At 62.1% G+C, this 23,170-nt stretch carries 25 protein-coding genes; 21 read left to right on the forward strand and 4 right to left on the reverse strand.

The annotated features are described in order from the left end of the window. The first annotated feature begins 78 nt into the window (after positions 1-78). Genes RHIBUN_RS0104170 through RHIBUN_RS0104180 form a run of 3 tightly spaced genes read left to right on the forward strand, consistent with a single transcriptional unit; the run spans position 79 to position 3,365 of the window. On the forward strand, positions 79-1,866 hold the full coding sequence (locus RHIBUN_RS0104170) for an ABC transporter ATP-binding protein (protein WP_025658583.1): 1,788 nt from the start codon (positions 79-81) through the stop codon (positions 1,864-1,866). Between the two features lie 17 nt (positions 1,867-1,883). Continuing rightward, complete coding sequence (dapB, locus tag RHIBUN_RS0104175) at positions 1,884-2,708, forward strand: 4-hydroxy-tetrahydrodipicolinate reductase (protein ID WP_025658584.1); 825 nt, start codon at positions 1,884-1,886, stop codon at positions 2,706-2,708. Between the two features lie 21 nt (positions 2,709-2,729). Further along, the gene (locus tag RHIBUN_RS0104180) at positions 2,730-3,365 is read left to right on the forward strand and encodes a 2,3-bisphosphoglycerate-dependent phosphoglycerate mutase (RefSeq protein WP_025658585.1); all 636 of its coding nucleotides are present in this window, start codon (positions 2,730-2,732) and stop codon (positions 3,363-3,365) included. Between the two features lie 64 nt (positions 3,366-3,429). Here RHIBUN_RS0104180 and RHIBUN_RS0104185 read toward each other — a convergent pair whose 3' ends face one another. Beyond that, the gene (locus tag RHIBUN_RS0104185) at positions 3,430-3,843 is read right to left on the reverse strand and encodes a helix-turn-helix domain-containing protein (protein WP_018116721.1); all 414 of its coding nucleotides are present in this window, start codon (positions 3,841-3,843) and stop codon (positions 3,430-3,432) included. An 86-nt stretch (positions 3,844-3,929) separates the two neighbouring features. Here RHIBUN_RS0104185 and RHIBUN_RS0104190 point away from each other — a divergent pair, with 86 nt between their 5' ends. After that, a complete protein-coding gene (locus RHIBUN_RS0104190; protein WP_025658586.1) occupies positions 3,930-4,796 on the forward strand; it encodes an oxidoreductase in 867 nt (288 codons plus the stop codon). Between the two features lie 59 nt (positions 4,797-4,855). On the opposite strand, the gene phnF is transcribed toward RHIBUN_RS0104190, so the two are convergent. Further along, positions 4,856-5,587, reverse strand: coding sequence for a phosphonate metabolism transcriptional regulator PhnF (gene phnF / locus RHIBUN_RS0104195; RefSeq protein ID WP_025658587.1), 732 nt, complete (start codon positions 5,585-5,587; stop codon positions 4,856-4,858). A 98-nt stretch (positions 5,588-5,685) separates the two neighbouring features. Here phnF and phnG point away from each other — a divergent pair, with 98 nt between their 5' ends. The 9 genes from phnG (at position 5,686) to RHIBUN_RS0104240 (ending at position 12,295) form a co-directional block, all read left to right on the forward strand. Next, entirely contained in the window at positions 5,686-6,153 is a 468-nt protein-coding gene (gene phnG, locus RHIBUN_RS0104200; protein WP_025658588.1) for a phosphonate C-P lyase system protein PhnG, read from the forward strand. Then, positions 6,153-6,776 (forward strand): phosphonate C-P lyase system protein PhnH, encoded by a 624-nt coding sequence (phnH, locus tag RHIBUN_RS0104205; protein ID WP_018116725.1) that lies wholly within the window; start codon positions 6,153-6,155, stop codon positions 6,774-6,776. Before phnG ends, phnH begins: the two co-directional genes overlap by 1 nt. A gap of 3 nt (positions 6,777-6,779) precedes the next feature. After that, on the forward strand, positions 6,780-7,889 hold the full coding sequence (locus tag RHIBUN_RS0104210) for a carbon-phosphorus lyase complex subunit PhnI (protein ID WP_025658589.1): 1,110 nt from the start codon (positions 6,780-6,782) through the stop codon (positions 7,887-7,889). Continuing rightward, on the forward strand, positions 7,886-8,767 hold the full coding sequence (locus RHIBUN_RS0104215) for an alpha-D-ribose 1-methylphosphonate 5-phosphate C-P-lyase PhnJ (protein WP_025658590.1): 882 nt from the start codon (positions 7,886-7,888) through the stop codon (positions 8,765-8,767). Before RHIBUN_RS0104210 ends, RHIBUN_RS0104215 begins: the two co-directional genes overlap by 4 nt. Further along, the gene (gene phnK, locus RHIBUN_RS0104220) at positions 8,764-9,540 is read left to right on the forward strand and encodes a phosphonate C-P lyase system protein PhnK (RefSeq protein WP_025658591.1); all 777 of its coding nucleotides are present in this window, start codon (positions 8,764-8,766) and stop codon (positions 9,538-9,540) included. Before RHIBUN_RS0104215 ends, phnK begins: the two co-directional genes overlap by 4 nt. A 64-nt stretch (positions 9,541-9,604) precedes the next feature. After that, on the forward strand, positions 9,605-10,315 hold the full coding sequence (phnL, locus tag RHIBUN_RS0104225) for a phosphonate C-P lyase system protein PhnL (RefSeq protein ID WP_025658592.1): 711 nt from the start codon (positions 9,605-9,607) through the stop codon (positions 10,313-10,315). Next, on the forward strand, positions 10,312-10,929 hold the full coding sequence (locus RHIBUN_RS0104230) for a DapH/DapD/GlmU-related protein (protein ID WP_025658593.1): 618 nt from the start codon (positions 10,312-10,314) through the stop codon (positions 10,927-10,929). The genes phnL and RHIBUN_RS0104230 overlap by 4 nt, the downstream gene beginning before the upstream one ends. A 355-nt stretch (positions 10,930-11,284) precedes the next feature. Then, positions 11,285-11,686, forward strand: coding sequence for a hypothetical protein (locus RHIBUN_RS0104235; protein ID WP_018116731.1), 402 nt, complete (start codon positions 11,285-11,287; stop codon positions 11,684-11,686). Between the two features lie 78 nt (positions 11,687-11,764). Beyond that, positions 11,765-12,295 carry a ribonuclease H gene (locus tag RHIBUN_RS0104240; protein ID WP_025658594.1) on the forward strand — a complete coding sequence of 177 codons (531 nt, stop codon included), beginning with the start codon at positions 11,765-11,767 and terminating at the stop codon, positions 12,293-12,295. A 155-nt stretch (positions 12,296-12,450) separates the two neighbouring features. On the opposite strand, the gene RHIBUN_RS0104245 is transcribed toward RHIBUN_RS0104240, so the two are convergent. Then, positions 12,451-12,663, reverse strand: a complete 213-nt coding sequence (locus RHIBUN_RS0104245) for a hypothetical protein (protein ID WP_016552344.1) — start codon at positions 12,661-12,663, stop codon at positions 12,451-12,453. A 261-nt stretch (positions 12,664-12,924) separates the two neighbouring features. On the opposite strand from RHIBUN_RS0104245, the gene phnC reads away from it, so the two are divergent. The 8 genes from phnC to RHIBUN_RS0104285 all read left to right on the forward strand — a co-directional run bounded on the left by phnC (position 12,925) and on the right by RHIBUN_RS0104285 (position 20,254). Further along, complete coding sequence (gene phnC, locus RHIBUN_RS0104250; RefSeq protein WP_037214884.1) at positions 12,925-13,770, forward strand: phosphonate ABC transporter ATP-binding protein; 846 nt, start codon at positions 12,925-12,927, stop codon at positions 13,768-13,770. An 88-nt stretch (positions 13,771-13,858) separates the two neighbouring features. After that, positions 13,859-14,764, forward strand: a complete 906-nt coding sequence (gene phnD, locus RHIBUN_RS0104255; protein WP_018855261.1) for a phosphonate ABC transporter substrate-binding protein — start codon at positions 13,859-13,861, stop codon at positions 14,762-14,764. Positions 14,765-14,834: 70 nt separating this feature from the next. Continuing rightward, positions 14,835-15,806, forward strand: a complete 972-nt coding sequence (gene phnE / locus RHIBUN_RS0104260; protein ID WP_018116735.1) for a phosphonate ABC transporter, permease protein PhnE — start codon at positions 14,835-14,837, stop codon at positions 15,804-15,806. Positions 15,807-15,814: 8 nt separating this feature from the next. Continuing rightward, positions 15,815-17,155 carry a phosphonate ABC transporter, permease protein PhnE gene (gene phnE, locus RHIBUN_RS0104265; RefSeq protein ID WP_025658596.1) on the forward strand — a complete coding sequence of 447 codons (1,341 nt, stop codon included), beginning with the start codon at positions 15,815-15,817 and terminating at the stop codon, positions 17,153-17,155. Between the two features lie 130 nt (positions 17,156-17,285). After that, positions 17,286-17,981 (forward strand): DUF1045 domain-containing protein, encoded by a 696-nt coding sequence (locus RHIBUN_RS0104270; protein ID WP_025658597.1) that lies wholly within the window; start codon positions 17,286-17,288, stop codon positions 17,979-17,981. A 13-nt stretch (positions 17,982-17,994) separates the two neighbouring features. Continuing rightward, complete coding sequence (locus tag RHIBUN_RS0104275; protein ID WP_025658598.1) at positions 17,995-19,134, forward strand: alpha-D-ribose 1-methylphosphonate 5-triphosphate diphosphatase; 1,140 nt, start codon at positions 17,995-17,997, stop codon at positions 19,132-19,134. After that, positions 19,131-19,730 carry a phosphonate metabolism protein/1,5-bisphosphokinase (PRPP-forming) PhnN gene (gene phnN, locus RHIBUN_RS0104280; protein WP_025658599.1) on the forward strand — a complete coding sequence of 200 codons (600 nt, stop codon included), beginning with the start codon at positions 19,131-19,133 and terminating at the stop codon, positions 19,728-19,730. The genes RHIBUN_RS0104275 and phnN overlap by 4 nt, the downstream gene beginning before the upstream one ends. A gap of 14 nt (positions 19,731-19,744) precedes the next feature. Continuing rightward, positions 19,745-20,254, forward strand: coding sequence for a GrpB family protein (locus tag RHIBUN_RS0104285; protein WP_025658600.1), 510 nt, complete (start codon positions 19,745-19,747; stop codon positions 20,252-20,254). Positions 20,255-20,687: 433 nt separating this feature from the next. On the opposite strand, the gene RHIBUN_RS0104290 is transcribed toward RHIBUN_RS0104285, so the two are convergent. Continuing rightward, positions 20,688-23,036: a DNA translocase FtsK gene (locus RHIBUN_RS0104290; protein ID WP_025658601.1), complete on the reverse strand. Its 2,349-nt coding sequence runs from the start codon at positions 23,034-23,036 to the stop codon at positions 20,688-20,690. Between the last annotated feature and the right edge of the window lie 134 nt (positions 23,037-23,170).

Genomic DNA, 23,170 nt, shown 5'->3' on the forward strand with positions numbered 1-23,170 from the left:
TGCCAACTCTTTATAGACCCGCGCGAGCGCACGCAGTCATGAGGACATGCGTGTCCTGACACACAGGAAGACTGATTTTTGCAAGCACCGGACACCAAGCAGACGCCCGTAAACAGCGACAGCATCACCGGCATCTTGAAGCGCATCATCGCAGAGAACGGCCGGGATCATCTCTGGGGCTATGTTTTCGCGATCAGCTGCCTCGTCATCGTTGCCTTGTCGACGGCGTACACCGCCTGGATCATGAAGTCTGTCATCAACGAGGCGTTCGAACACCGACGTGCCGACATCGTCTGGGTGATCTGTTTCACCATCTTCGTAGCCTTCGTGTTGCGCGGCTTTGCAAGCTACGGTCAGGCGGTGGTGCTGTCGAAGATCGGCAACAACATCGTGGCGCGGTACCAGCAGCGTGCCTATGCGCACCTGATGAAGCTGTCGCTCGGATACTTCAACCAGACACGCTCGGCTCACGTCGTTGCACAGCTCAATCAGAACATCGGCGGCATCCGTGATGTGATGAACCTGACGATCACGTCAACGGTGCGCGATCTCCTGACGTTCGTCTCCCTGCTCGCCGTTATGATCATTCAGGATCCGCTGCTCAGCCTGGCGGTGTTTGTTCTGGCGCCGCCTCTTCTTTATGCACTGCGATACGTGTCGAAGCGGCTTCGCGTGGCAACCAAGGAGGCGATCAACGTCAACAGCCACGTCGCCGGTGCGATGCAGGAAACCATCCAGGGTATCGCCATCGTCAAGGCCTTCACCATGGAGCGCCAGCTCGAGCAGAAGGTCGACAAGCTTGTCCAAAGCGCGGAATGGCGCGCCAACCGCATCGCCCGCCTGTCCGAACGCACGGCGCCACTCACCGAAAGCTTCGCCGGCCTGGCGGTGGCGAGCGTCCTTGCCTATGCCGCTTACGGGACGATCTATAACAACATTCCGCCGGGCGCCTTCTTCTCCTTCGTAACGGCATTGCTGCTCGCCTATGATCCGGCGCGCCGCCTCGCACGTCTTCAGGTGCAGATGGAGCGTGCCGTCGTCAACGCCCGCATGATCTATGAATTTCTCGATACGGTGCCGCATCAGCGCGATGTGCCCGGCGCAAAGCCGCTCGTCGTGACGGAAGCCAAGATAGAGTTCCGCAACGTCTCCTTCGCCTATGGTGACGATGAAGTTCTTCGCGATGTCAGCCTTGTTGCCGATGGCGGAAAGACGACGGCGCTCGTCGGGCCGTCGGGCGCCGGCAAATCGACGATCATCACGCTCATTCCGCGCTTCTACGATCCGAAGGCAGGCCAGATCCTGATCGATGGTCAGGACATTGCGCATGTGACGAAACGGTCGCTGCGCGAGCAGTTGGCCTATGTCTCCCAGCAGCCTTATCTCTTTGAAGGTTCGATCCGCGACAACATCCGCTACGGCCGCCCGGAGGCGACGGATGAGGATGTTGAGCGCGCCGCGCGCCTTGCCTATGCGCACGAGTTCATCCTGGCGCAGCCGCAAGGCTACGACACGCCGGTCGGCGAGAACGGCGTGACGCTTTCCGGCGGCCAGCGCCAACGGCTTTCGATCGCCCGCGCCCTTGTCCGCAACGCGCCGATCCTGCTCCTGGATGAGGCGACCTCGGCACTGGACACGGAGTCGGAAGCCGCGGTGCAGAAGGCACTCGATGGCGCCATGGTCGGACGCACGGTGGTTGTCATTGCCCACCGCCTGTCCACCGTTGTCCGCGCCGACAAGATCGTCGTCATGCAACAGGGCCGCGTCATCGAAGAAGGCAATCACGATAGCCTTGCGCAGCGTAGCGAGGGTCTTTACGCTCGCCTCAACAATCTTCAGAGGCCAGCCGCCTCGGATGCCCGCTGATAGGATGATCGACTGACATGACCGATGCTGCGATGAAACTGGTTGTAGTTGGCGCGGCAGGGCGCATGGGGCAGACGCTCATCCGTCTCATCCACGCCATCGATGGCGTGACGCTGCATGCCGCGGTCGAACGTCCGGGCTCTCCCTTCGTCGGCAAGGATGCTGGCGAAATTACCGGTCTCGGCGCGAATGGCGTTATCATCGGCGATGATCCGCTGGCGGCCTTTCTGCATGCCGAAGGCGTCCTCGATTTCACGTCGCCCGCCGGCACCGTGGAGTTCGCGGCGCTGGCTGCGCAGGCGCGCATTGTCCATGTCATCGGCACGACCGGCTGCTCTGCTGATGACGATGCGAAGATCGCGGCCGCGGCGCGTCACGCCCGTGTCGTCAAATCAGGCAATATGGGGCTCGGCGTGAACCTGCTCAGTGTTCTTGTCGAGCAGGCCGCTCGTGCGCTGGATCCCGCAGACTGGGATATCGAAGTGCTTGAAATGCACCACAAGCGCAAGGTCGATGCCCCTTCGGGCACGGCGCTGCTCTTGGGCGATGCGGCTGCCAAGGGCAGGGGCGTCGATCTCGCCTCGCATTCGGTGCGGGTGCGCGACGGCCACACCGGTCCGCGCGAGCAGGGCACAATCGGGTTTGCCACGCTGCGCGGCGGCTCGGTTGTCGGCGAGCACTCGGTGATCTTTGCCGGAGAAGGCGAAACGGTGACGATGTCGCACAGCGCCACCGATCGCTCGATCTTCGGCCGCGGTGCCGTCAAGGCAGCGCTCTGGGCGCGCGACAAGAAGCCCGGTCTCTATTCCATGCTCGACGTGCTCGGGCTTTCTTCAAAGTAATCTATTTCGGAGGCATTTTTCATGAGCGGCACTCTCGTCCTCGTTCGCCACGGCCAGAGCGACTGGAACCTCAAGAACCTTTTCACCGGCTGGAAGGACCCTGAACTGACCGAGCTCGGCATTCAGGAAGCCAACACCGGCGGCAAGGCGCTCGCCGATTACGGCATCAAGTTCGACGTCGCCTTCACCTCGGACCTGAAGCGCGCCCAGGACACGCTGAAGATCATTCTCGACAACGTCGGTCAGCCGGGCCTCAAGACCTTCAAGGATCAGGCGCTGAACGAGCGCGATTACGGCGATCTTTCCGGCCTCAACAAGGATGACGCCCGCGCCAAGTGGGGCGAGGAGCAGGTCCACATCTGGCGTCGCTCCTACGACGTACCGCCTCCGGGCGGCGAAAGCCTGCGCGACACCGGTGCCCGCGTCTGGCCTTACTACCTGACGGAAATCCTGCCCAGGGTCCTGCGCGGCGAAAAGGTGCTGGTCGCTGCCCATGGCAACTCGCTGCGTTCGCTTGTCATGGTGCTCGACCGCCTGACCAAGGAACAGATCCTCGCGCTCAACCTCGCGACGGGCGTTCCCATGGTCTACAAGCTCAACGCCGACTCGACCGTCGCTTCCAAGGAAGTGCTCGGCGACATGTCCGGCGCGCATTGACATCAAGGCGCCGCGCATCTGTTGTTGCTGCGCGGCGCTTTTCCAACTTGTTGGCACCGGCTTTTTAGCCTTCTGACGTGCTTTCCGCCTGAGGCGCCTTCTTCCGGGCAGCCTCGAAATCCGGCAGACGATTGGCGATCCACTGCCAGAGCGTCACCACCTCCACCAGAAGCTCACCGCCAAGCGGCGTCAATTCGTATTCCACGCGTGGCGGCACCTGCGGGTAGAGCGTCCGCGTCACTAGCCCGTCGCTCTCAAGCGTCCGCAGCGTCTGCGTCAGCACCTTCTGGCTGATCCCTTCCACCCGTTCCAGAACGCGCGAAAAGCGCAAGGGGCCTTTTGCCTCAGCCAATATGTGCATGACGCGCAGCGGCCATTTGGCACTGGCGCGCTCCAGCATCGCGCGCGCAAGCGCGTCCTCCTCGTCCGTCAGCGTTTCACAGAAGTCGAATGTATGATCGTTCAGGACGGTTACCATAAGGTATGTATAGATCCTCAGGGTACCTTCTTTCAAGATGAAACTGCCTCGCCTATATCCCTCGTGACGGATCAAGGAGGTTTCTGATGTCACAGGTTTGGTTGATTACAGGCAGTTCCCGCGGCCTCGGCAGGGCGCTTGCGGAGGCGGTGCTGGCGGCAGGGCACAAGCTGGTCGCGACAGCGCGCGATCCTTCGCAGCTTGAAGACATTAAAAAGCGCTATGGCGACAACGTCCTGACGATATCTCTGGATGTCACCGACGAACAATCGGCCGCTTCCGCCGTGAAGGCGGCGGTAGAAACGTTCGGCCGCCTCGACGTGCTCGTCAACAATGCGGGCTACGGCGACGTCGGATCGATCGAGGACACCTGCCTTGCCGATTTCCGCGCCCAGATCGAAACCAACCTGTTCGGAACGATCATCGTCACCAAGGCGGCCCTGCCGCTGATGCGTGAGCAGGGCTTCGGCCACATCATCCAGTTTTCCTCCGTCGGAGGTCGCATCGGTCCCGCCGGTCGCGCGCCCTATGCCGCGGCCAAGTGGGGCGTCGAGGGGTTTTCGGAAGTTCTCAACAGAGAGGTTGGCCCGCTCGGCCTCAAGGTGACGATTGTCGAGCCGGGCGGCTTCCGGACCGATTTCGCCGGTGCGTCCACGCAACTTCGCGAGGGTCGCCCGGAATACGAAGACACGGTCGGCAAGATGGCTCGCTACCAGCGCGACTATAACGGCAAGCAGCCGGGCGACCCGGCGAAGGCGGCTGCCGCAGTGGTTTACGTGGCCAGCCTCGCCGAACCGCCGCTGCGCGTGCTGCTCGGCAGCGATGCGGTGCGCGGCGTCGAACAGAACGATGCCGTCAGGGCGGAGGCCCATCGGCAATGGCGCGACCTCAGCGTCTCCACCGATTTCGAACCCGGGGCGGGTGCGGGAAAGTTCCCTTGGGAGGGAAAATAGCCTTTTCGCTCGCGGACTATGGCAGAAATCCCTGGGCCCCCGACACGACTCGCCTTCGCTTAGTTCTCGATCGTGAACTGCACGCGATCCGCTGAAAACCGCGTGATCGCGTATTGCACCGGAACGCCCTCGAGATCGGTGTTGACAGCCTTGGTGATGAGCACGATCGCTCCCGGTGTCAGTTCGAGCGCGGCAAGGTCGGCGGCATCGGCATGGGCGGCGGTGATCTCCGTCGTCGCGCGGACATAGTCGGAGAGGCCGAGGTCGGCAAAGGCACGGGTGATCGATTCCGTCTTCTCGTAGACTGCGGGCAAGCCCGCAAAGCGTTCCGCCGGAAACCAAGCCGTTGCGCACGAGACCGGCCGGTCGTCGGCCTTGCGCACCGTCTCCATGCGGATCACGGGCGCCCCCGCCCGCAGCTTCAGCCAGCGCGCCACCTCTTCGTCCGCTCTTTCCTCGCTGTGACTGAGCAGCAGCCCGCGCATCGCGCGCGCCTGCTCGCCGATCCCGGCCGTGAACCGCGTCCGCCTGGTGATCGGAAAGTTCAGACGCTCCTTGCGCTCAATCAGCGTGCCGCGTCCCTGCACGGCGCGCACGATCCCTTCCTGGGCAAGGGCTGCGATCGCGCTTCTGACGGTATGCCTGTTGACGCCGAACTGCTGCGCCAGAAGCGTCTCGGGCGGCACCATGCCGGTCTCGTCATAGGCACCGGCGCTGATCGCCTGGCGGATGCGATCGGCGATCTGCCGCCAGAGCGCCACGCCCGTCTGTCTTTGTACCTGCCCAGCCATTTCGCTCCTCGATGTCACACGCTTGTCACGTCTGCGTTTTAAGCCTAAACATATCTTGTATAGTTGTCTATATCAATAGACATTTAAAGGATGTGGCGATGACCTTAGCGGAAAAGAATGAGACGGCGGCAGGTGGGCGCAAGCGCGTCGTCGACCTGCTTGCTCGCGCGGAACGGCAAGAATTGCTGGCGGCATGGGACAAGCTGGCGGAAAAGCCTGCGGTCCAGCCGGTGCGTGGACCGGAAACGGGCCTCGTCATGATTCGCGGCCGGATGGGTGGCGGCGGTGCGCCATTCAACCTCGGCGAGGTAACGGTCACCCGCGCCACCGTGCGCCTCGCATCAGGCACCGTCGGTCACGCCCAGGCGCTCGGCACCGATCGCGAGAAGGCCCGACTTTCAGCCATCTTCGACGCCCTCTGGCAGGAGCCGGTAACGCAGCCGCTTGTCGAGCAGGCGCTTCTTCAGCCGATCGCTTCCCGCGTCGCCGATGCCGATCGCCGCAAGGCAGACGAGACGGCAGCAACCCGCGTCGATTTCTTCACCATGGTTCGCGGAGACGACTGATGAGCCTCAAGACGGAAGTTCCTAAGAATGACGTGTTGGCCGGAGGCTTCGCCGAGCCGGTCTTCCACGCCCAGAGCGTGTTCAAGCTGATGATGGATGCGATGGCGCGTCCGGGCACGATCCAGACGGTCGCCCCCGATGCTCTGCCGCCGGCCCCGCTCGGCGTTGCATCAGGCGCGATCGCCCTCACGCTCTGCGACCATGACACGCCCGTCTGGCTGTCATCAGGGCTGGCAAAATCCGCCGTGCCGCAATGGCTCGGCTTCCATACCGGTGCGCCGGTGACGCCGGAGAAGGCCGAAGCGCGCTTCGCCTTTGTCGAAGCCGGAACACCTCTGTCGTCGTTCGGTCTCTTCGCCGCAGGCACGCAGGAGTATCCGGACCGTTCGACGACTGTTGTCATCGAACTGGCGGATATCGAAGGCGGCCGTAAGCTGGCGCTCATGGGCCCCGGCATCAAGACGGTCACCGACATCGCGCCGCTTGGCCTGCCAGATACCTTCCTCCGCCTATGGACGGAGAACCGCGCCCTCTTCCCGCGCGGCATCGACATCGTGCTGACCTCGGGCAGCCGGTTCGTCTGCCTGCCGCGCACCACCAAGATCACCGCGACGGAGATGTGACCCATGTATGTTGCTGTCAAAGGGGGCGAGGCCGCCATTGCCAACGCCCATCGCCTGCTGGCGGATCGCCGTCGCGGCGACCGTTCGTTGCCGGCTATCGGTATCGACCAGATCGTGGCGCAGCTGGCGCTGGCCGTCGACCGTGTCATGGCCGAAGCCTCGCTCTACGATCGCACGCTTGCAGCGCTTGCCGTCCGCCAGTCGCGCGGCGACATGATCGAAGCGATCTTCCTGCTTCGCGCCTATCGCACGACGCTACCGCGCTTCGGCTATAGCAAGCCTGTTGACACCGCCCGCATGAAGATCGAGCGTCGCGTCTCCGCCACCTACAAGGATCTGCCCGGCGGCCAACTGCTCGGCCCGACCTTCGACTACACGCATCGCCTTCTCGACCCTTCGCTACTGACTGACGAAGCCGTCGAAGAACCGACGCTTCGCGAGGCAGAAACTGGCCGCGTCATGCGCGTTTCGGAAATCCTGGCGCAGGAAGGCCTGATCGAGGGCGATGGCGAAATGCCGGAGGATCACGAGATCGGCGACCTGACCCGCGAGCCGATGGAATTCCCGATGACCCGCGATCTGCGCCTGCAGGCGCTGGCGCGTGGCGATGAAGGCTTCCTGCTGGCGCTCGGCTATTCCACGCAGCGCGGCTACGGCCGCAACCATCCCTTCACCGGCGAAATCCGCATCGGCGAAGTGGAAGTGGAGTTCGATGTTCCCGAACTCGGCTTCGCCGTCTCGCTCGGCACCATCCAGCTGACAGAATGCCAGATGGTCAACCAGTTCAAGGGTTCGTCCAAGGCACCGCCGCAGTTTACCCGAGGCTACGGCCTGGTCTTCGGCCAGAGCGAGCGCAAGGCAATGTCCATGTCGCTCGTCGATCGTGCGCTGCGCGCCGAAGAACTCGGCGAGGACATCACGGCTCCGGCACAGGACGAGGAATTCGTCATCTCGCATGCCGACAATGTGCAGTCGACCGGCTTCGTCGAACACTTGAAGTTGCCGCACTACGTCGACTTCCAGGCGGAACTCGATTTGGTTCGCCGCATGCGCAACGAATTCGAAGCCAACCGCATCGGCGGCGATGACACTATCAAGGAGGCTGCGGAATGACCGATCTAGCCAGCTACAATTTCGCTTACCTCGACGAACAGACGAAGCGCATGATCCGCCGCGCGATCTTGAAGGCGATCGCCATCCCCGGCTACCAGGTACCCTTCGCCTCGCGCGAAATGCCGATGCCGTACGGCTGGGGCACCGGCGGCGTGCAGGTCACGGCCTCGATCATCGGGCCGGATGACGTGCTGAAGGTCATCGACCAGGGCGCCGACGATACGACCAACGCCGTCTCGATCCGCGCATTCTTCCAGAAGGTCGCAAGCGTCGCAGTGACGACGCATACCAAGGATGCAACGATCATCCAGACCCGCCACCGTATCCCGGAAGAAAAGCTCGCCGCCAACCAGGTGCTGGTCTACCAGGTTCCGATCCCGGAACCGCTGCGCTTCCTCGAGCCGCGCGAGACCGAAACCCGCAAGATGCACGCGCTTGAGGAATACGGTCTCATGCATGTGAAGCTCTATGAGGACATCGCGCATAACGGCCGCATCTCCAAGACCTATGCCTATCCGGTCAAGGTCGCCGGCCGCTACGTCATGGACCCGTCGCCGACGCCGAAGTTCGACAATCCGAAAATGCACATGTCGGACGCGCTGCAGCTCTTCGGGGCAGGGCGCGAGAAGCGCATCTATGCCGTTCCGCCCTATACCGAAGTCGTCAGCCTCGATTTCGACGACTATCCCTTCGAGATCCAGCGCTTCGGCAAGCCCTGTGCGCTCTGCGGCGCGGAAGAGGTCTATCTCGACGAGGTCATCCTCGATGACAAGGGCGGGCGCATGTTCGTCTGCTCCGACACCGACCATTGCGAAGATCGCCGCGCCCATGGGCATGCCGGCGAGATGTTGGCACCCAATCAGGAGGCCGCCGAATGAGCGACACCCCGCTTCTCAAAGTCAACGACGTCTCGAAGTTCTACGGCAACCGTATCGGCTGCCGGAACGTCTCCTTCGAGCTCTGGCCCGGCGAAGTGCTCGCCATCGTCGGTGAATCCGGCTCAGGCAAGACGACGCTGCTCAATTGCATCTCGACGCGGTTGATGCCGACCACCGGCAGCGTCGAATACCACATGCGCGACGGCGCCTATCGCGACCTCTACCGCATGAACGAGGCCGAGCGCCGCTTCCTGATGCGCACGGACTGGGGTTTCGTGCATCAGAATCCGGCTGACGGTCTGCGCATGACGGTGTCTGCGGGTGCCAATGTCGGCGAACGCCTGATGGCGATCGGCGACCGCCACTACGGCAACATCCGCTCCAGAGCTATCGACTGGCTGCAGCGCGTCGAGATCGACGAAGGCCGTATCGATGACCAGCCGCGCGCCTTCTCCGGCGGCATGCGCCAGCGTCTGCAGATCGCCCGCAATCTGGTGACCGGCCCGCGTCTGGTGTTCATGGACGAGCCGACCGGCGGCCTCGACGTCTCGGTGCAGGCGCGCTTGCTCGATCTCGTGCGTGGTCTCGTCAACGATCTGGGCCTTGCCGCGATCATCGTCACCCACGACCTCGCCGTCGCGCGCCTGCTGTCGCACCGCATGATGGTGATGAAGGATGGCCATGTCATCGAGCATGGGCTGACCGATCGCGTCCTCGACGATCCGCGCGAGCCGTACACGCAGCTCCTCGTTTCCTCCATCCTGCAGGTCTGATCGCGAATGCTGTTCGGACTCCGGCTACAGGTGTCCGTGGCAAGCGAAACTAAGGAAAGAAATCATGGCAACGCCACTCGTTGTTTCTGAAGTCGTCAAGAGCTTCACCATGCACCTGCGCGACGGCATCAAGCTGCCGGTCGTTTCGGACGTATCCTTTTCCGTGGCATCCGGGGAATGCGTCGTCCTCGGCGGCCCTTCGGGCATCGGCAAGAGCTCGCTCCTGAAGATGACCTACGGCAACTATGCCGTCGATAGCGGCCAGATCCTCATCAAGCATCATGACAAGATCGTCGATCTGGCGACCGCTGACCCGCGCACGATCATCGACGTTCGTCGCCACACACTCGGCTATGTCAGCCAGTTCCTGCGCACCGTGCCGCGTGTCGCGGCGATTGACGTTGTTGCCGAGCCGCTGGTCGCCCGCGGCGAGAAGGCGGAAACGGCGCGGGAGAAGGCGGCAAACCTTCTCTCGAAGCTGAACCTGCCGGAAGCGCTCTGGCAGCTCCCGCCCGCCACTTTCTCCGGCGGCGAGCAGCAGCGCGTCAACATCGCCCGCGGCTTCATCACCGAGCATACCGTCCTGCTCCTCGACGAGCCGACGGCCTCGCTCGACGCCAGGAACCGTGCCGTCGTCGTCGGCATGATCGAGGAAAAGAAGAAGGCGGGCGTCGCCCTTCTCGGCATCTTCCACGATGAGGAAGTGCGCGAGGCCGTCGCCGACCGCATTCTCGACGTTCAGAAGTTCTCGCCGCGAAAGGCAATCGCCGCATGAGCCGCAAGATTGGCCTCGAGCCCTATTTCCATGAAACGGCGTCCGTGAAGAACGCCACCTTCGGCCGCTTCACGGAGGTCTCGGAGCGTTGCCGCATCGAGGAAGTCGAGTTCGGCGACTATTCCTATGTCATGCAGGACGGCGCCATCTGGTGCGCGACGATCGGCAAGTTCGTCAACATCGCCGCCTCGGTGCGCATCAACGCCACCAACCACCCGACCTGGCGCGCAACGCTGCACCACTTCACCTATCGCGCCGCCGACTATTGGCCGGATGCCGATATGGAGACCGATTTCTTCGAATGGCGTCGCTCCAACCGCGTCGTCATCGGCCATGACGTCTGGATCGGCCACGGTGTGACCATCCTGCCCGGTGTTACGGTCGGCAATGGCGCGGTCATCGGCGCCGGTGCCGTCGTCTCCAAGGATGTTGCCCCTTACACCATCGTCGGCGGCGTCCCCGCCAAGCTGATCCGCGAACGCTTCCCGAAGGAGGTCGGTGAACGCATGGACAAGCTCGCCTGGTGGGATTGGGAGCACGACCGCCTGCGGGTCGCGCTGGCCGATTTCCGCGCGCTGAGCGCCGAAGATTTCCTCGCCCGCTACGAAGCATGATCGGGCGCCCCAGACTGAGGCGCTCATTCTGCCCGGAGCTTGACCGGCCCAAAATCGGCCGGCTGACCGCCGTTGCTCGCGGCACGCCTGGGTGCCTAAAACTTGCAGCCGACGAAGCATCGGCTCACCCCATTGTCACAATAGTCGCGCCAGTCTCTGCTAAGAAAGAACAGGAGACGACCCCTGTTTGCCGCAAGGATAACCACGCGTCTTGGGCGTGGATGAGCTTGCGCGAATGCCAATTCCTGTAAGAATCGGAAACACATTGTGACTAAGTCTTTACAAAAGCTACCCTTTTCCGACTTGTCTCGTAAACCTACTTCATGGATATTAGACTGATCTTGAGGAAGTCATCATGATCAGAATGATTGAAGATCCGGCGGAATTGGCCGGCGAAGATATCACTGGCAAGTATATTCTGCGCAAGCTCAACTATCATTGGTTCGCCTACGGCAAGGCTGCGATCGTGACCGCCTGCAAGGGCACGATCCTGGAGCTTGATCGTGAGGAAACGGTTTATTCCGAGCATTGGGGCCGCCGGGCCTACACGGGAACCGGCAAGCGCTATCCGGGTGGTATCTGTCCGATATCGGCGGTCGCCTGCGTCTGCGATACGCCGGACGACGTAAATGCCGTCATCCAGCTCGATGTCGACGCGCAGGACGAGTTCTACCGGTTGATCGCCAAGACGGAAGCCAAGGTTCGCGCCCTTGCGTCTTCGTCAGAGAACACGGTGTTTCTGGCGGCTGCCGAATAAGTCTGGCGTTCCTGGTGGTTCGGTATAAGACCGAGCCTCCCGCGATCCGTCCTCGCGGATGGATGTCACAAGGCGCAAATGACCGACAACACCGACACTATTCTCCTTGCTGAAAATATTGGCTCCAGGCACGATCTCCACGTCTTCGCCGACGGTTGTTACGAACCCGATTCAGGGGAGGGCGGCTGGGCATTTGTGGTCTTTCGCGACGATGCCGAAGTCGCCTCCGGTTTTGGCTGCGTCAGGGACACCGCCAGCAATGCGACGGAACTGATCGCGCTGCTCGAAGCGGTGGCGTGGATCAACAGCAATGCAGCGGGGGAAACAGCCGTCGTCTGGTCCGACTCCGTTTACGCCGTCAAAGGCTGCAATCACTGGCGCCACATCTGGAAGAACAACGGCTGGAAGAAGATAAGCGCCAACGCGAAGGTCCGAAGCCGCACCATCGCAAATCCGGATCTTTGGAAGGCGATAGACGCTCAACTCTCGCGCAATCGCCTGCTGACGATCGCCTGGTGCAAGGGCCATTCGGGCCTTGCCGGCAACGAGCGCGCGGATGAACTCGCCGAGCGCGGCCGCCTGTCACTGCGTGGCAAGGGTATCCGATGAGAGTTGACCCACGTCGGCCCGCGCGCGGAAGTGCAGGTTTCCAATAGGCGCCGCCGGCACGTGACCATCGCTCGCAGCTGTCCGAAACGCCTTGAGGGCAGGTGGCTGCACGCGCCGCCGTCGCCGTTGCCGCAATCAACTCTTGGCTTCGGCCCTCACGCCCATGGGTTCTTCGCCAGCTGCCATTCACCGGTCTCGTCAGGTTCGACGCGCTTGTTGCCGCGGTAGAAGATCGGCAGTCCGGTCTTCTTGTCCATGGAAAAGCGGCTGGGTGTGAACTTCTCGTCCTCGTGTCCGCGGATGGCGAGAGCGAGGGCCTCTTTGAACTTCCCGTCTTTGCACAGGCTTTTGAAGAGTGTCTGGTCCATCGCTTTACTCCACTATCTCGGGTCCCGGATTGCCTGCCATCGACTGGCGGTCCGGTCAACCGTCAATGGCGACAGGCCGGGGGTTGAAATCGCGAGGCGAGACGCCGACCGGCAGGCTCTTATCTTCAGGCAAACCGGCCGGGTTTCGTTATGCCCCAAAACTCGATTATGACAGTCCTTACATAAAACTGACATTGGAGGTTCATGAACCGGGACTAATGCACTCCCTCATATCGCATCTGGACTATGAGGAAGAGCATGATGTTCGAACTGAAGAATGTCACCCGCCGTTTCGGAAAGAAGACAGCTGTTGATTCCGTGACGCTCGACATTCCTCAGGGCCAGATGGTCGGCATCATCGGCCGGTCCGGCGCCGGCAAGTCCACGCTTCTGCGGATGATCAACCGCCTGCAGGAGCCGACGTCGGGCTCGATCCATTTCGCCGGCGTCGAGGTTTCCAGTCTCCGTGGCCAGGCGCTGCGCAACTGGCAGCGTGATTGCGCGATGATCTTCCAGCAGTTCAATCTCGTTCCGCGTCTCGACGTTCTGACCAACGTCATGCTCGGTCGTCTCAACCATCGTTCGACCACGATGAGCCTGCTCGGTCTTTTTAGCCGCGAAGAGCGCATCCACGCCATCGCTGCCCTTGAGCGTCTCGGCATCGAGCAGACGGCTTTGCAGATGGCCGGCACTCTGTCGGGCGGCCAGCAGCAGCGCGTGGCGATTGCCCGCGCCCTGATGCAGAACCCGAAGATGGTGCTTGCCGACGAGCCGATCGCCTCGCTCGACCCGCTCAATGCGAAGATCGTCATGGACGCGCTGCGCGATATCAACGAGCGCGAAGGCATCACCGTCATCACCAACCTTCATACGCTCGATACGGCCCGCAACTATTGCGAACGCATCGTCGGGATGGCCGCTGGCCGCGTCGTATTCGATGGCAGGCCTTCCGAATTGACCGCCGATGCCGTCAAGCGGATCTACGGCACCGACAAGGATGGCGCCGGCATCGACGAGACGATGACCTCGACCTCGATCAACATTCCGGCGGCCGTTGCCGCCAATCAATCCGCCGGCTTGCAACCGCTGGCGCTGGCCGGTCTCTGAGAGGGGCGGCCTCGATCGTAAGCCCGCGTTATGGGCACCTTCTTCTAACCAGAGATCGCCGGGGACACCGGTCAATCAGGAGAGTACCATGTTGAAGAAAGCACTCTTTGCCGCGACGGCGCTGTTTGCGCTTGCCGGCGTCTCGCATGCCGCAGACCTCAAGGAATTCCGCGTCGGCATCCTCGGCGGCGAAAACGAAGCCGACCGCCTGCGCAACTACGCTTGCCTGGCTGACCACCTGAAGACCGAGTTCGGCTTCGAGAAGGTTTCGCTCTTCCCGGCTGCTGACTATGACGGCGTTATCCAGGGTCTGCTCGGCGGCACGCTCGACTTCGCGGAGCTCGGCGCTTCCGGCTACGCCGCCATCGCCATCAAGGACGACAAGGCCGTTACGCCGATCCTGACGACGGTTCAGAAGGACGGCTCGACGGGCTACCACTCGATCGGTCTCGCCCTGAAGTCCTCCGGCATCAAGGACATCAAGGACGCAAAGGGCAAGAAGCTCGGCTACGCCGATCCGGACTCCACCTCGGGCTACCTGATCCCGCTGACGCAGATCCCGAAGGACACTGGCATGCCGAACGACCAGTACTTCGCGTCCACGCAGTTCAACGGCGGCCACGAGAACAACCTTCTCGCCGCTTACGACGGCAAGGTCGACATCGCTGTTGATGACTCCTCGGGCATCGGCGATTTCAAGGACGGCTACACCTCCGGCACCTTCCGCAAGGCTGTCGACAAGGGCACCGTAGACCCGAACAAGCTGGTTGAAGTCTGGCGTTCGCCGCTGATCCCGAACGGCCCGCTCGTCGTTCGCAACGAACTCGGCGCTGATTGGCAGGCCAAGCTCACCGACTTCTTCATGAAGCTCCCGGAAAAGGATGCCAAGTGCTTCGCAGCCATCGAAGGCGGCGACTACCAGGGCTACACCAAGGTTCAGGCTGACTTCTACAACGCCATCATCGACGCTCGTAAGGCTGCCATCGGCGGTTGATCGATGCTGACAGTTGGAGGGCGGCCGTCACAAGCCGCCCTTTTTCCTGCGAAGAAAGCGGACACCCTTCATGACTTTTGCCGATCCCAACGCCCAAGCGCCCGCCGTCCAGCAAAGCGCAAGTGAAATCGGTGACGCCTGGAGCAAGATGGTGGCCCGCCGTCGCCTCTATACCGGTCTCGGGCTGGTGATCCTGCTGGCTGCCTTTGTCGCCTCGGTACGGTTCGCGGACGAAAGCAATGCCGGCCATTTCTTCGAGCGCCTGCCGCATCTCTTCGATTTTCTGAGCTGGCTCATTCCCAAGGATTGGAATGATGTCTGGCGCGCCCTGTTCGATGTCGCAAGCCCGATCCAGAAGACCGGCGAGGAGTACAATTTCGCCGAGGGCCGGGTTTATGTCTGGGGCGGTTTCTATATCCCCGAATATTTCGAGCTGATGATCATCACGATCAATGTCGCGCTCGTCTCCACCCTGATCGGCTTCATTTTCGCCGTGCCGCTGAGCTTTCTCGTGGCCCGCAATCTGGCACCATCCAATCCGCTGCGCATCGTCGCCAAGCGTCTGACGGAATTCCTACGTGCCTTCCCCGAGATCGTCATCGCCGGCCTGTTTTCGGCCATCCTGTCGATCGGTCCGGTTGCCGCGATCATCGCGGTCAGCCTGCACACTATCGGGGCGCTCGGCAAACTCTTCTATGAGGTCGTCGAAAACATCGACATGAAGCCGGATGAAGGCATGAAAGCCGTCGGCGCCAGCTGGTCGGAGCGTGTCCGCTTCGCTGCCCTGCCGCAGGTCATGCCGAACTTCGTTTCCTACGCACTCCTTCGCCTCGAGATCAACGTCCGCGCCTCCACCATCATCGGCGCGGTCGGCGGCGGCGGTATCGGCGAGGAGCTGAAGCTCTCCATTTCGCGTGGATTCGGCGCCAAGACGATGGCGCTCGTTCTCCTGCTTTTCATCACCATCGTTGCGGTCGACCAGTTCTCCGCATGGCTGCGCCGCCGCCTCGTCGGCGAGCACGCCTTCCTTTTGCAGCATTGAGGTCCGCCATGACGGTGATCGACGCCAACCGGATGCACGAGATCGAGCAGCGCTATCCGGAATATTTCAAACGGTCCTTCAAGCAGCGCTTCGGCGGCCTGATGATCGTGATCGCGACTCTCGTCTATGCGCTTTACGCGACCTGGTTCTTCGACCTGCCGAAGCTGCTTGCCGAAGCTCACTGGGAGCGCGTCGGCCTCTATCTCAGCCAATGGGTCAGCTATGACGTGCAGCCTGAGTTCCGCATCGGTGATGATGGCATTACGGTCAAGTATCCGCGCTTCTCGCCGCTCGGCGACGATCCGCATCCCGACTGGGTTGTGAGCAATCCCGATGGCAGCCTCACAGCCTCCGTCAGGGGCACAAGCCGCACGGTCACGATCTCCAGCAAGGAAACGGTTGTCACTGCCCATGGCATCAGCGTGCCGGTGGACTTCTCCAGCGGCGCCCCGAAGGTCGTGGGCCCGGTCCCGGCCTGGATGACGGTCTACGATGACAACGTCCTTGCCGATCTCGGATTCGCCGGCGATGTCAGCATCTCGGTCGATCGCGTGAAAGTCCGCAAGCGCTTCCTCGGTTGGGCGAATTTTGTCTTCGACACGCAGTCGCCGTTCTTCGACAAGCCAGCGACCGAGGTTATCAGCCTGATCGTTTCGGGTCCGGACCTGAAGCCCGGTCAGTCCAACCTGTCGCTTGCCTTCGATAATATCTGGCACAACAGCGCCTGGCAGCATGGCGACGTCTGGACCAAGCTGTTCCAGACCATCGTGATGGCCTTTCTGGGAACGCTGCTCGGCGCGTTGCTTGCTTTCCCGCTGGCCTTTCTGGCTGCGCGCAATATCACCCCGAACAAGGTCCTGAACCAGGTCCTGAAGCGGTTCTTTGATTTCCTGCGCTCGGTCGACATGTTGATCTGGGCGCTCTTTCTGACCCGCGCCTTCGGTCCCGGTCCCTTGGCCGGCTCCGGCGCGATTTTCCTCACGGAAACGGGCACGCTCGGTAAGCTCTATTCCGAGGGCCTGGAAAACGTCGACAACAAGCCGCGCGAAGGCATCAAGTCGACCGGTGCCTCCACCGTGCTCACCCATCGCTACGGCATCATCCCGCAGATCGTCCCGGTCTTCGTCAGCCAGACGCTCTACCAGTGGGAATCGAACGTACGCGGCGCGACGATCATCGGCGCGGTTGGTGCTGGCGGCATCGGTCTCAAGCTGTGGGAAGCGATGCGCACCAACGCGAACTGGGAAAACGTCGCCTACATGGTGCTGCTGATCCTGATCGTCGTGTTCCTGTTCGACATGGCGTCGAACGCCCTGCGTCACCGTCTGATGGGGACCAAGGCCCACTGAAAAAGCGCGGGATCGTTCAGGACCATCATCATTCTGTCACGGAAATCTTTTAGCCGGAAGCCAGCTTGCGGTCGTGGTCAAATCACTGAAGACTGCGACCGCACTCCGAACGATTCCCAGGATAAGAGCCTTGCGCTACGCACTCTATTTCACGCCGCCGAAGGATGACCCCTTGAACGGCACGGCCGCGCTCTGGCTCGGCCGCGATGCCTTCACCGGCAAAATTTATCCGGCTCCCGATTGTCCGGACCTGCCAGCCGCCGAGCAGTTCGAACTGACAGCCGATCCTCGCCGCTACGCTTTCCACGCGACGATCAAGGCACCGTTCCATCTGGCCGCCTCCGTCACCGAAAAGGACCTGATCCAGGTGGTCGAGGATTTCGCCGCCCGCACGTCCGCCTTTGAGATTCCCGAGCTGGTGCTTGGGCAGTTGGGTAAATTCTTTGCGCTGGTGCCCGCTTTTCTGCATCCGCCGCTTCAGGATTTCGCCGCCACGGTGGTAAAATCCTTCGAACCGTTTCGCGCCGCGTTGTCGGATGCGGATATAGCGCGCCGCAACCCGGAGAAACTGAGCGAAAGCCAGAGGGCCAATCTGTTGCGCTGGGGCTATCCCTATGTGATGGATGATTTCGGGTTCCACATGACGCTGACCGGCCAGGTGCCGCAGGAGCGTGCAGGCGTGATGAAGGCCATTCTGGCGGAGCGTTTCGCCGCCTTTATCGGCCGCCCGCTCCCCATTAGTGGCCTTGCCGTTTTCGTCGAGGAGGCGCGGGGCGCGCCGTTCAAAGCCCATTCCTGGTGGCCGCTCGCCGGCGCTAAAAATTGAAAGACCATATTCGATGACCAAAGAAACAGTCTTCTCAAATGCCCGCATCGTTCTCGAGAATGAGATCGTTGAAGGATCGGTCCTCGTCCGCGATGGCAAGATCGCCGATATCTCGACGGGCAGTTCCCGCGTGGGTGAGGATTTCGAAGGCGATTATCTGATCCCGGGTCTCGTCGAACTGCACACCGACCATCTGGAAGGTCACTATTCGCCGCGTCCCGGCCTGCGCTGGCACAAGACGGCGGCGATCCAGGCGCACGACGCACAGATCGTCACCTCAGGCATCACCACGGTTTTCGACTGCCTGCGCATGGGCGCTGACGAGGACGGCGGCTTCGAGCATGGCGAGATGCGCGAGATGGCCGATGCGATCCAGAAGGCCGAGCAGGAGGGCCGCCTGCGTGCAGAGCACCTGCTTCACCTGCGCTGCGAGGTCTCTGCCGACAACGTGCTGCAGCACTTCGCCGATTTCGAGAACGATCCCTATGTCCGTCTTGTCTCGCTGATGGACCACGCGCCCGGACAGCGGCAGTTCCAGACGATGGACCAGTACATCTTCTACTACCAGAAGAAGCGCGGTCTCTCCGATGCGGAGTTCGCCAAGTTCGTCGATCGTCGCGTGTCCGAATCTGACCGCAATTCCACGCCGCACCGCACGGCCATTTCCAAGGTCTGCGCCGAGCGCGGCATCACCGTCGCCAGCCACGACGACGCGACGCTCGCCCATGTCGACGAGGCTATCGAGAACGGCGTTCGCCTTGCCGAATTCCCGACCAGCTTCGACGCCGCCAAGGCGTCGCACGAGCATGGCATGAGCGTTCTGATGGGCGCCCCGAACATCGTTCGTGGCAAGTCGCATTCCGGCAATATCGCCGCCCGCGATCTCGCCGAATGCGGCGTGCTCGACGTTCTGTCCTCTGACTACGTCCCGCTCAGCCTGCTCTACGCACCCTTCCTGATTGCCGACGAGGTGGAGAGCATTTCGCTACCGAAGGCGATCGCCATGGTCACCGCGACGCCGGCTCGCACCGTTAGCCTCAACGATCGCGGTCGCATCGCCACTGGCCTGCGCGCCGATCTCGTCCGCGTTTTCCGTGATCACGGCGTGCCGGTCACCCGTGCTGTTTGGCGTGAAGGGCGCCGTGTCGCATGAACCCGTCGCACGAACCTCACATCGTTCCCGGCACAGAGCACGGCATCATGGTCGTCGTCGTCGGCCCGAGTGGCGCCGGCAAGGACACGCTGATGGCGCTCGCCGCCAAGCACTTTCGGGGTCGTCCTGAGGTGCATTTCGTCCGACGCGTCATTACGCGCCACACCCATGCCGGCGGCGAGCAGCATCTCGCCGTGTCCGACCAGGGCTTTGCGTCGATGGAGCAGGCCGGGAGCTTCGCGGTCTGGTGGGAAGCGCACGGCTTGAAATATGGCATTCCAGCCGAAGTGTCGGTGTCGCTCGCGCAGGGAAATCTGGTCATCGCCAATGGCTCGCGCTCCGCGCTTCACCATTTCAAGGCTGTTTTCCCGCGGCTCAAGGTCATCAATGTGACGGCGACTGCCGAGGTTCTGGCAAGCCGACTCGAGGCGCGCGGTCGCGAGACGCATGAAGACATCATGGCGCGGCTCGCCCGCGGCCCGCTGACGGTGCGTGGCGACTACGACGTGACCGACGTCGATAACAGCGGCTCGCTTGAAGACGGCGAGCGCAGGATCGTGGATGCGCTGAACGGCTTCCTCACCGAAGTGGCTTAGGATCGGGAGGTACGATGGCAATCGTTGTCGTTCCTTACGATCCCGAGTGGCCACGGCTTTTCAACGAGGTCAAAGCAGAGCTGCAGCCGGTGCTATCCGACTTGGCACCGGTGTTTCATCATGTCGGCAGCACATCGGTTCCGGACCTTGCCGCGAAGCCCAAGATCGATCTGCACGCTGCTTTCGGCAACGAGGATGGGTTGCTGACCGCGATCGAGCGGGTAAAAGGCCTCTCCGCCTACGCGTTTCACGGTGACAAATACAACGACCAGAGCTGGACCTTCACCTGCGGCAAGGGCTCCTATGGCGCGCGGCTCTATCTCTGTTCATCCGATAACCGTGTGCTCCGCGATCGCACCGTTTTCCGCGATTACTTGCGGGCCCATCCCCAGCGGGCGCAAGCATACGCGGCACTGAAGCTTCGCCTGATGAGCCAGGCGAACGACGATTGGGCCTATTACACAGGCGGCAAGACCGACTTCGTACGCGAGACCTTACGTCTCGCGGCTGGCAAAGTGGACTGATGTCACGGCGCAATTTTGTTGTGCGTGGAAAAAATCGAATGAACTTTCAGTGATTTGGACGAACTGATCTTCCCCGTCGATCCCCGCGCCAACGATCTGGCGCACACTGATGACGTCATTGGACAGGGAGCCGGGTCGCGAGCCGGATCTGACAAAACGGGTTGAAAGTCCAGCGTTCGATGATGTTTGCAGGAGGAGGATCGCAGGCGTCAGGACCGGCGATCAACCGCAACGGAAAGCCGAGAGACGCTCCTGTCGGCCTGGAAGCGCGGGGACCTCGATGCAATCGGGCAGGCGGTACCGCCTGACAATCCACATAGACCACAACCGCTGCCTGCCCATTCCCAGCCAGGCCAAGCCGTACCGGAGCATTCTCCGGCGCGGACATTACTTCTGGCAGCGGCACCCCTTGTGGGATGCCGCTGCCACTGCGTTATTCGCCTTCGCCGCGTCCAGCGACGATCTCGCGCTTGCCGACATGATTTGCCGGGCCGACGAGACCTTCCTTCTCCATGCGCTCGACGAGCGAAGCCGCGCGGTTGTAGCCGATGCCGAGCCGGCGCTGGATGTAGGAGGTCGAGCACTTCTTGTCGCGCATCACGACCTTGACCGCCTGCTGGTAAAGCTCGTCGCCGTCTTCGGAGCCCATGGCGCTCTTGTCGAAGACTGCGCTGTCCTCTTCTTCCCCGTCCTCTTCTTCCTCGTCAGCGGTGACGGTGTCGAGATATTCCGGCCGACCCTGCGTCTTCAGATGCGCGACGACCTTCTCGACTTCGGCATCGGAAACGAACGGTCCGTGCACGCGCGAAATCCGCCCGCCGCCCTGCATGTGCAGCATATCGCCCTGGCCGAGCAGTTGTTCCGCGCCCTGTTCGCCAAGAATAGTGCGGCTGTCGATCTTCGACGTCACCTGGAAGGAGATACGGGTCGGGAAGTTCGCCTTGATCGTGCCGGTGATGACGTCGACCGACGGGCGCTGCGTCGCCATGATCAGGTGGATACCGGCAGCACGCGCCATCTGCGCCAGGCGCTGGATCGCCCCTTCGATTTCCTTGCCGGCGACCATCATCAGGTCGGCCATTTCGTCAACGATGACGACGATATAGGGCATCGGCGTCAGGTCCATCTCCTGGCTCTCTTCGATCGGAGCGCCCGTGCTTCTGTCGAAGCCGGTCTGGACCATGACATGGATGGTCTCGCCCTTGTCGCGCGCCTGCGCCACGCGGCCGTTGTAGCCGTCGATGTTGCGCACGCCGAGGCGTGACATCTTGCGATACCGATCCTCCATCTCGCGCACCGCCCACTTCAGCGCCATGACGGCCTTCTTGGGGTCGGTGACGACGGGCGTCAAGAGGTGCGGGATGCCGTCATAGACGGAGAGTTCCAGCATCTTCGGATCGACCATGATCAGGCGGCACTGCTCGGGCGACATCCGGTAAAGCAGCGACAGGATCATGGTGTTGATGGCGACCGACTTACCCGAACCGGTGGTGCCGGCAACGAGCAGGTGGGGCATCTTTGCGAGCTCGGCGATGACGGGTTCGCCGCCGATTGTCTTGCCGAGGCCGAGCGCCAGCTTGAAGCCGCTCTTCTCGAAATCCTGGCTTTCGATCATCTCACGGAAGTAGACGGTCTCGCGCAGCGCGTTCGGCAATTCGATACCGATGACGTTGCGGCCGGGAACCACCGCGACACGCGCCGACAGGGCCGACATCGAGCGGGCAATATCGTCGGCGAGGCCGATGACGCGGGAAGACTTGACGCCCGGTGCCGGCTCGAACTCGTAAAGCGTGACAACAGGGCCGGGGCGGACATGGATGATCTCGCCCTTGATGCCGAAATCCTCGAGAACACTTTCCAGAAGGCCGGCATTCTGCTCCAGCGTCTCCTGCGACATGATCTCGCCGACACGTTCAGGCGGCTCCTGCAGCAGCGAGTGCGACGGGAATTCGTAGCCTGAGGCATCGACCCTCGAGGCGACGACCTTCGGTGCGGCAAAACGCGGTGCCGGTGCGAGCGGCTGCGGCGCCAAAGCGCGAACTGGCAGCGGAGCGATAGGCTGCACTTTCGGCTCGACTTGCGCCGCTTCTTCCACGCGGCTGTGTTCGGTCGCGACCGGGTTTTGCGCGGCGCGGCCACGCGTCAAACCGGGAGAAGGCGCGACAGCGGCTGGGGCGACCGGCTGAGGCACCGAAGCTACGGCCATTGCGGGCTGTTGCCGACCAGGCCGCCACTCCATGACGCGGAACCGGCTGATGATCGATTCGGGGCTGACCTCTGCCTTCGGCATGGAGACCGGCGGCAACAGGATCGGTTCGGCTGCCGCTTCTTCGAAGGCCATGACCTCCCAGAATGCGAAGTCCGAGATGGCAGCCAGTTCCGTGGCTGCGCGGACAACGGTGTGAGTCTCGGGCTCGACCGACATCAACGGCAATGCGGTGGCCGTCGACTGCACCTCGATCGCCGGCGCGATCTCCGCTTCGTAGACCTCGACCGGAGCGTTCGCGACAACAGGTGCCTGCTGTTCCACGCTCGCGCCGATTTCCGCCGCAACGCGTTCCTGCAGCGCAAGCGGCGGCGTGCGAAAGGGCGGCGCCGGTACGCGCTTCGGATTGATCAGATTCTCGGGCGTGCGGGTGAACCGCACATTCGGAGCCAGTGAAAAATTGCTCTGCCAAATTGGTGCCGTAGGCTTCTCGCCTGCGTGTTCCTGCAGCTGTTCACCTTCGACTTCCGCGGAAATCTCCTCGGCCCCTGTCAGATTGGTTCTCGGAAAGCGCATACGACCGCTACTCACTCATGATTAGCAACTAATATCGGCTTTCGAATTAGGAAATGAAGGTTAATAAGTTCCTTCCATCCGCGCGGTCATTCGGCGAGAAACAAAAGGAAAATCATTTTATATCAATGGCTTGA

Source organism: Rhizobium sp. IBUN (genome assembly GCF_000510625.1).
Lineage (GTDB): Bacteria > Pseudomonadota > Alphaproteobacteria > Rhizobiales > Rhizobiaceae > Rhizobium > Rhizobium altiplani.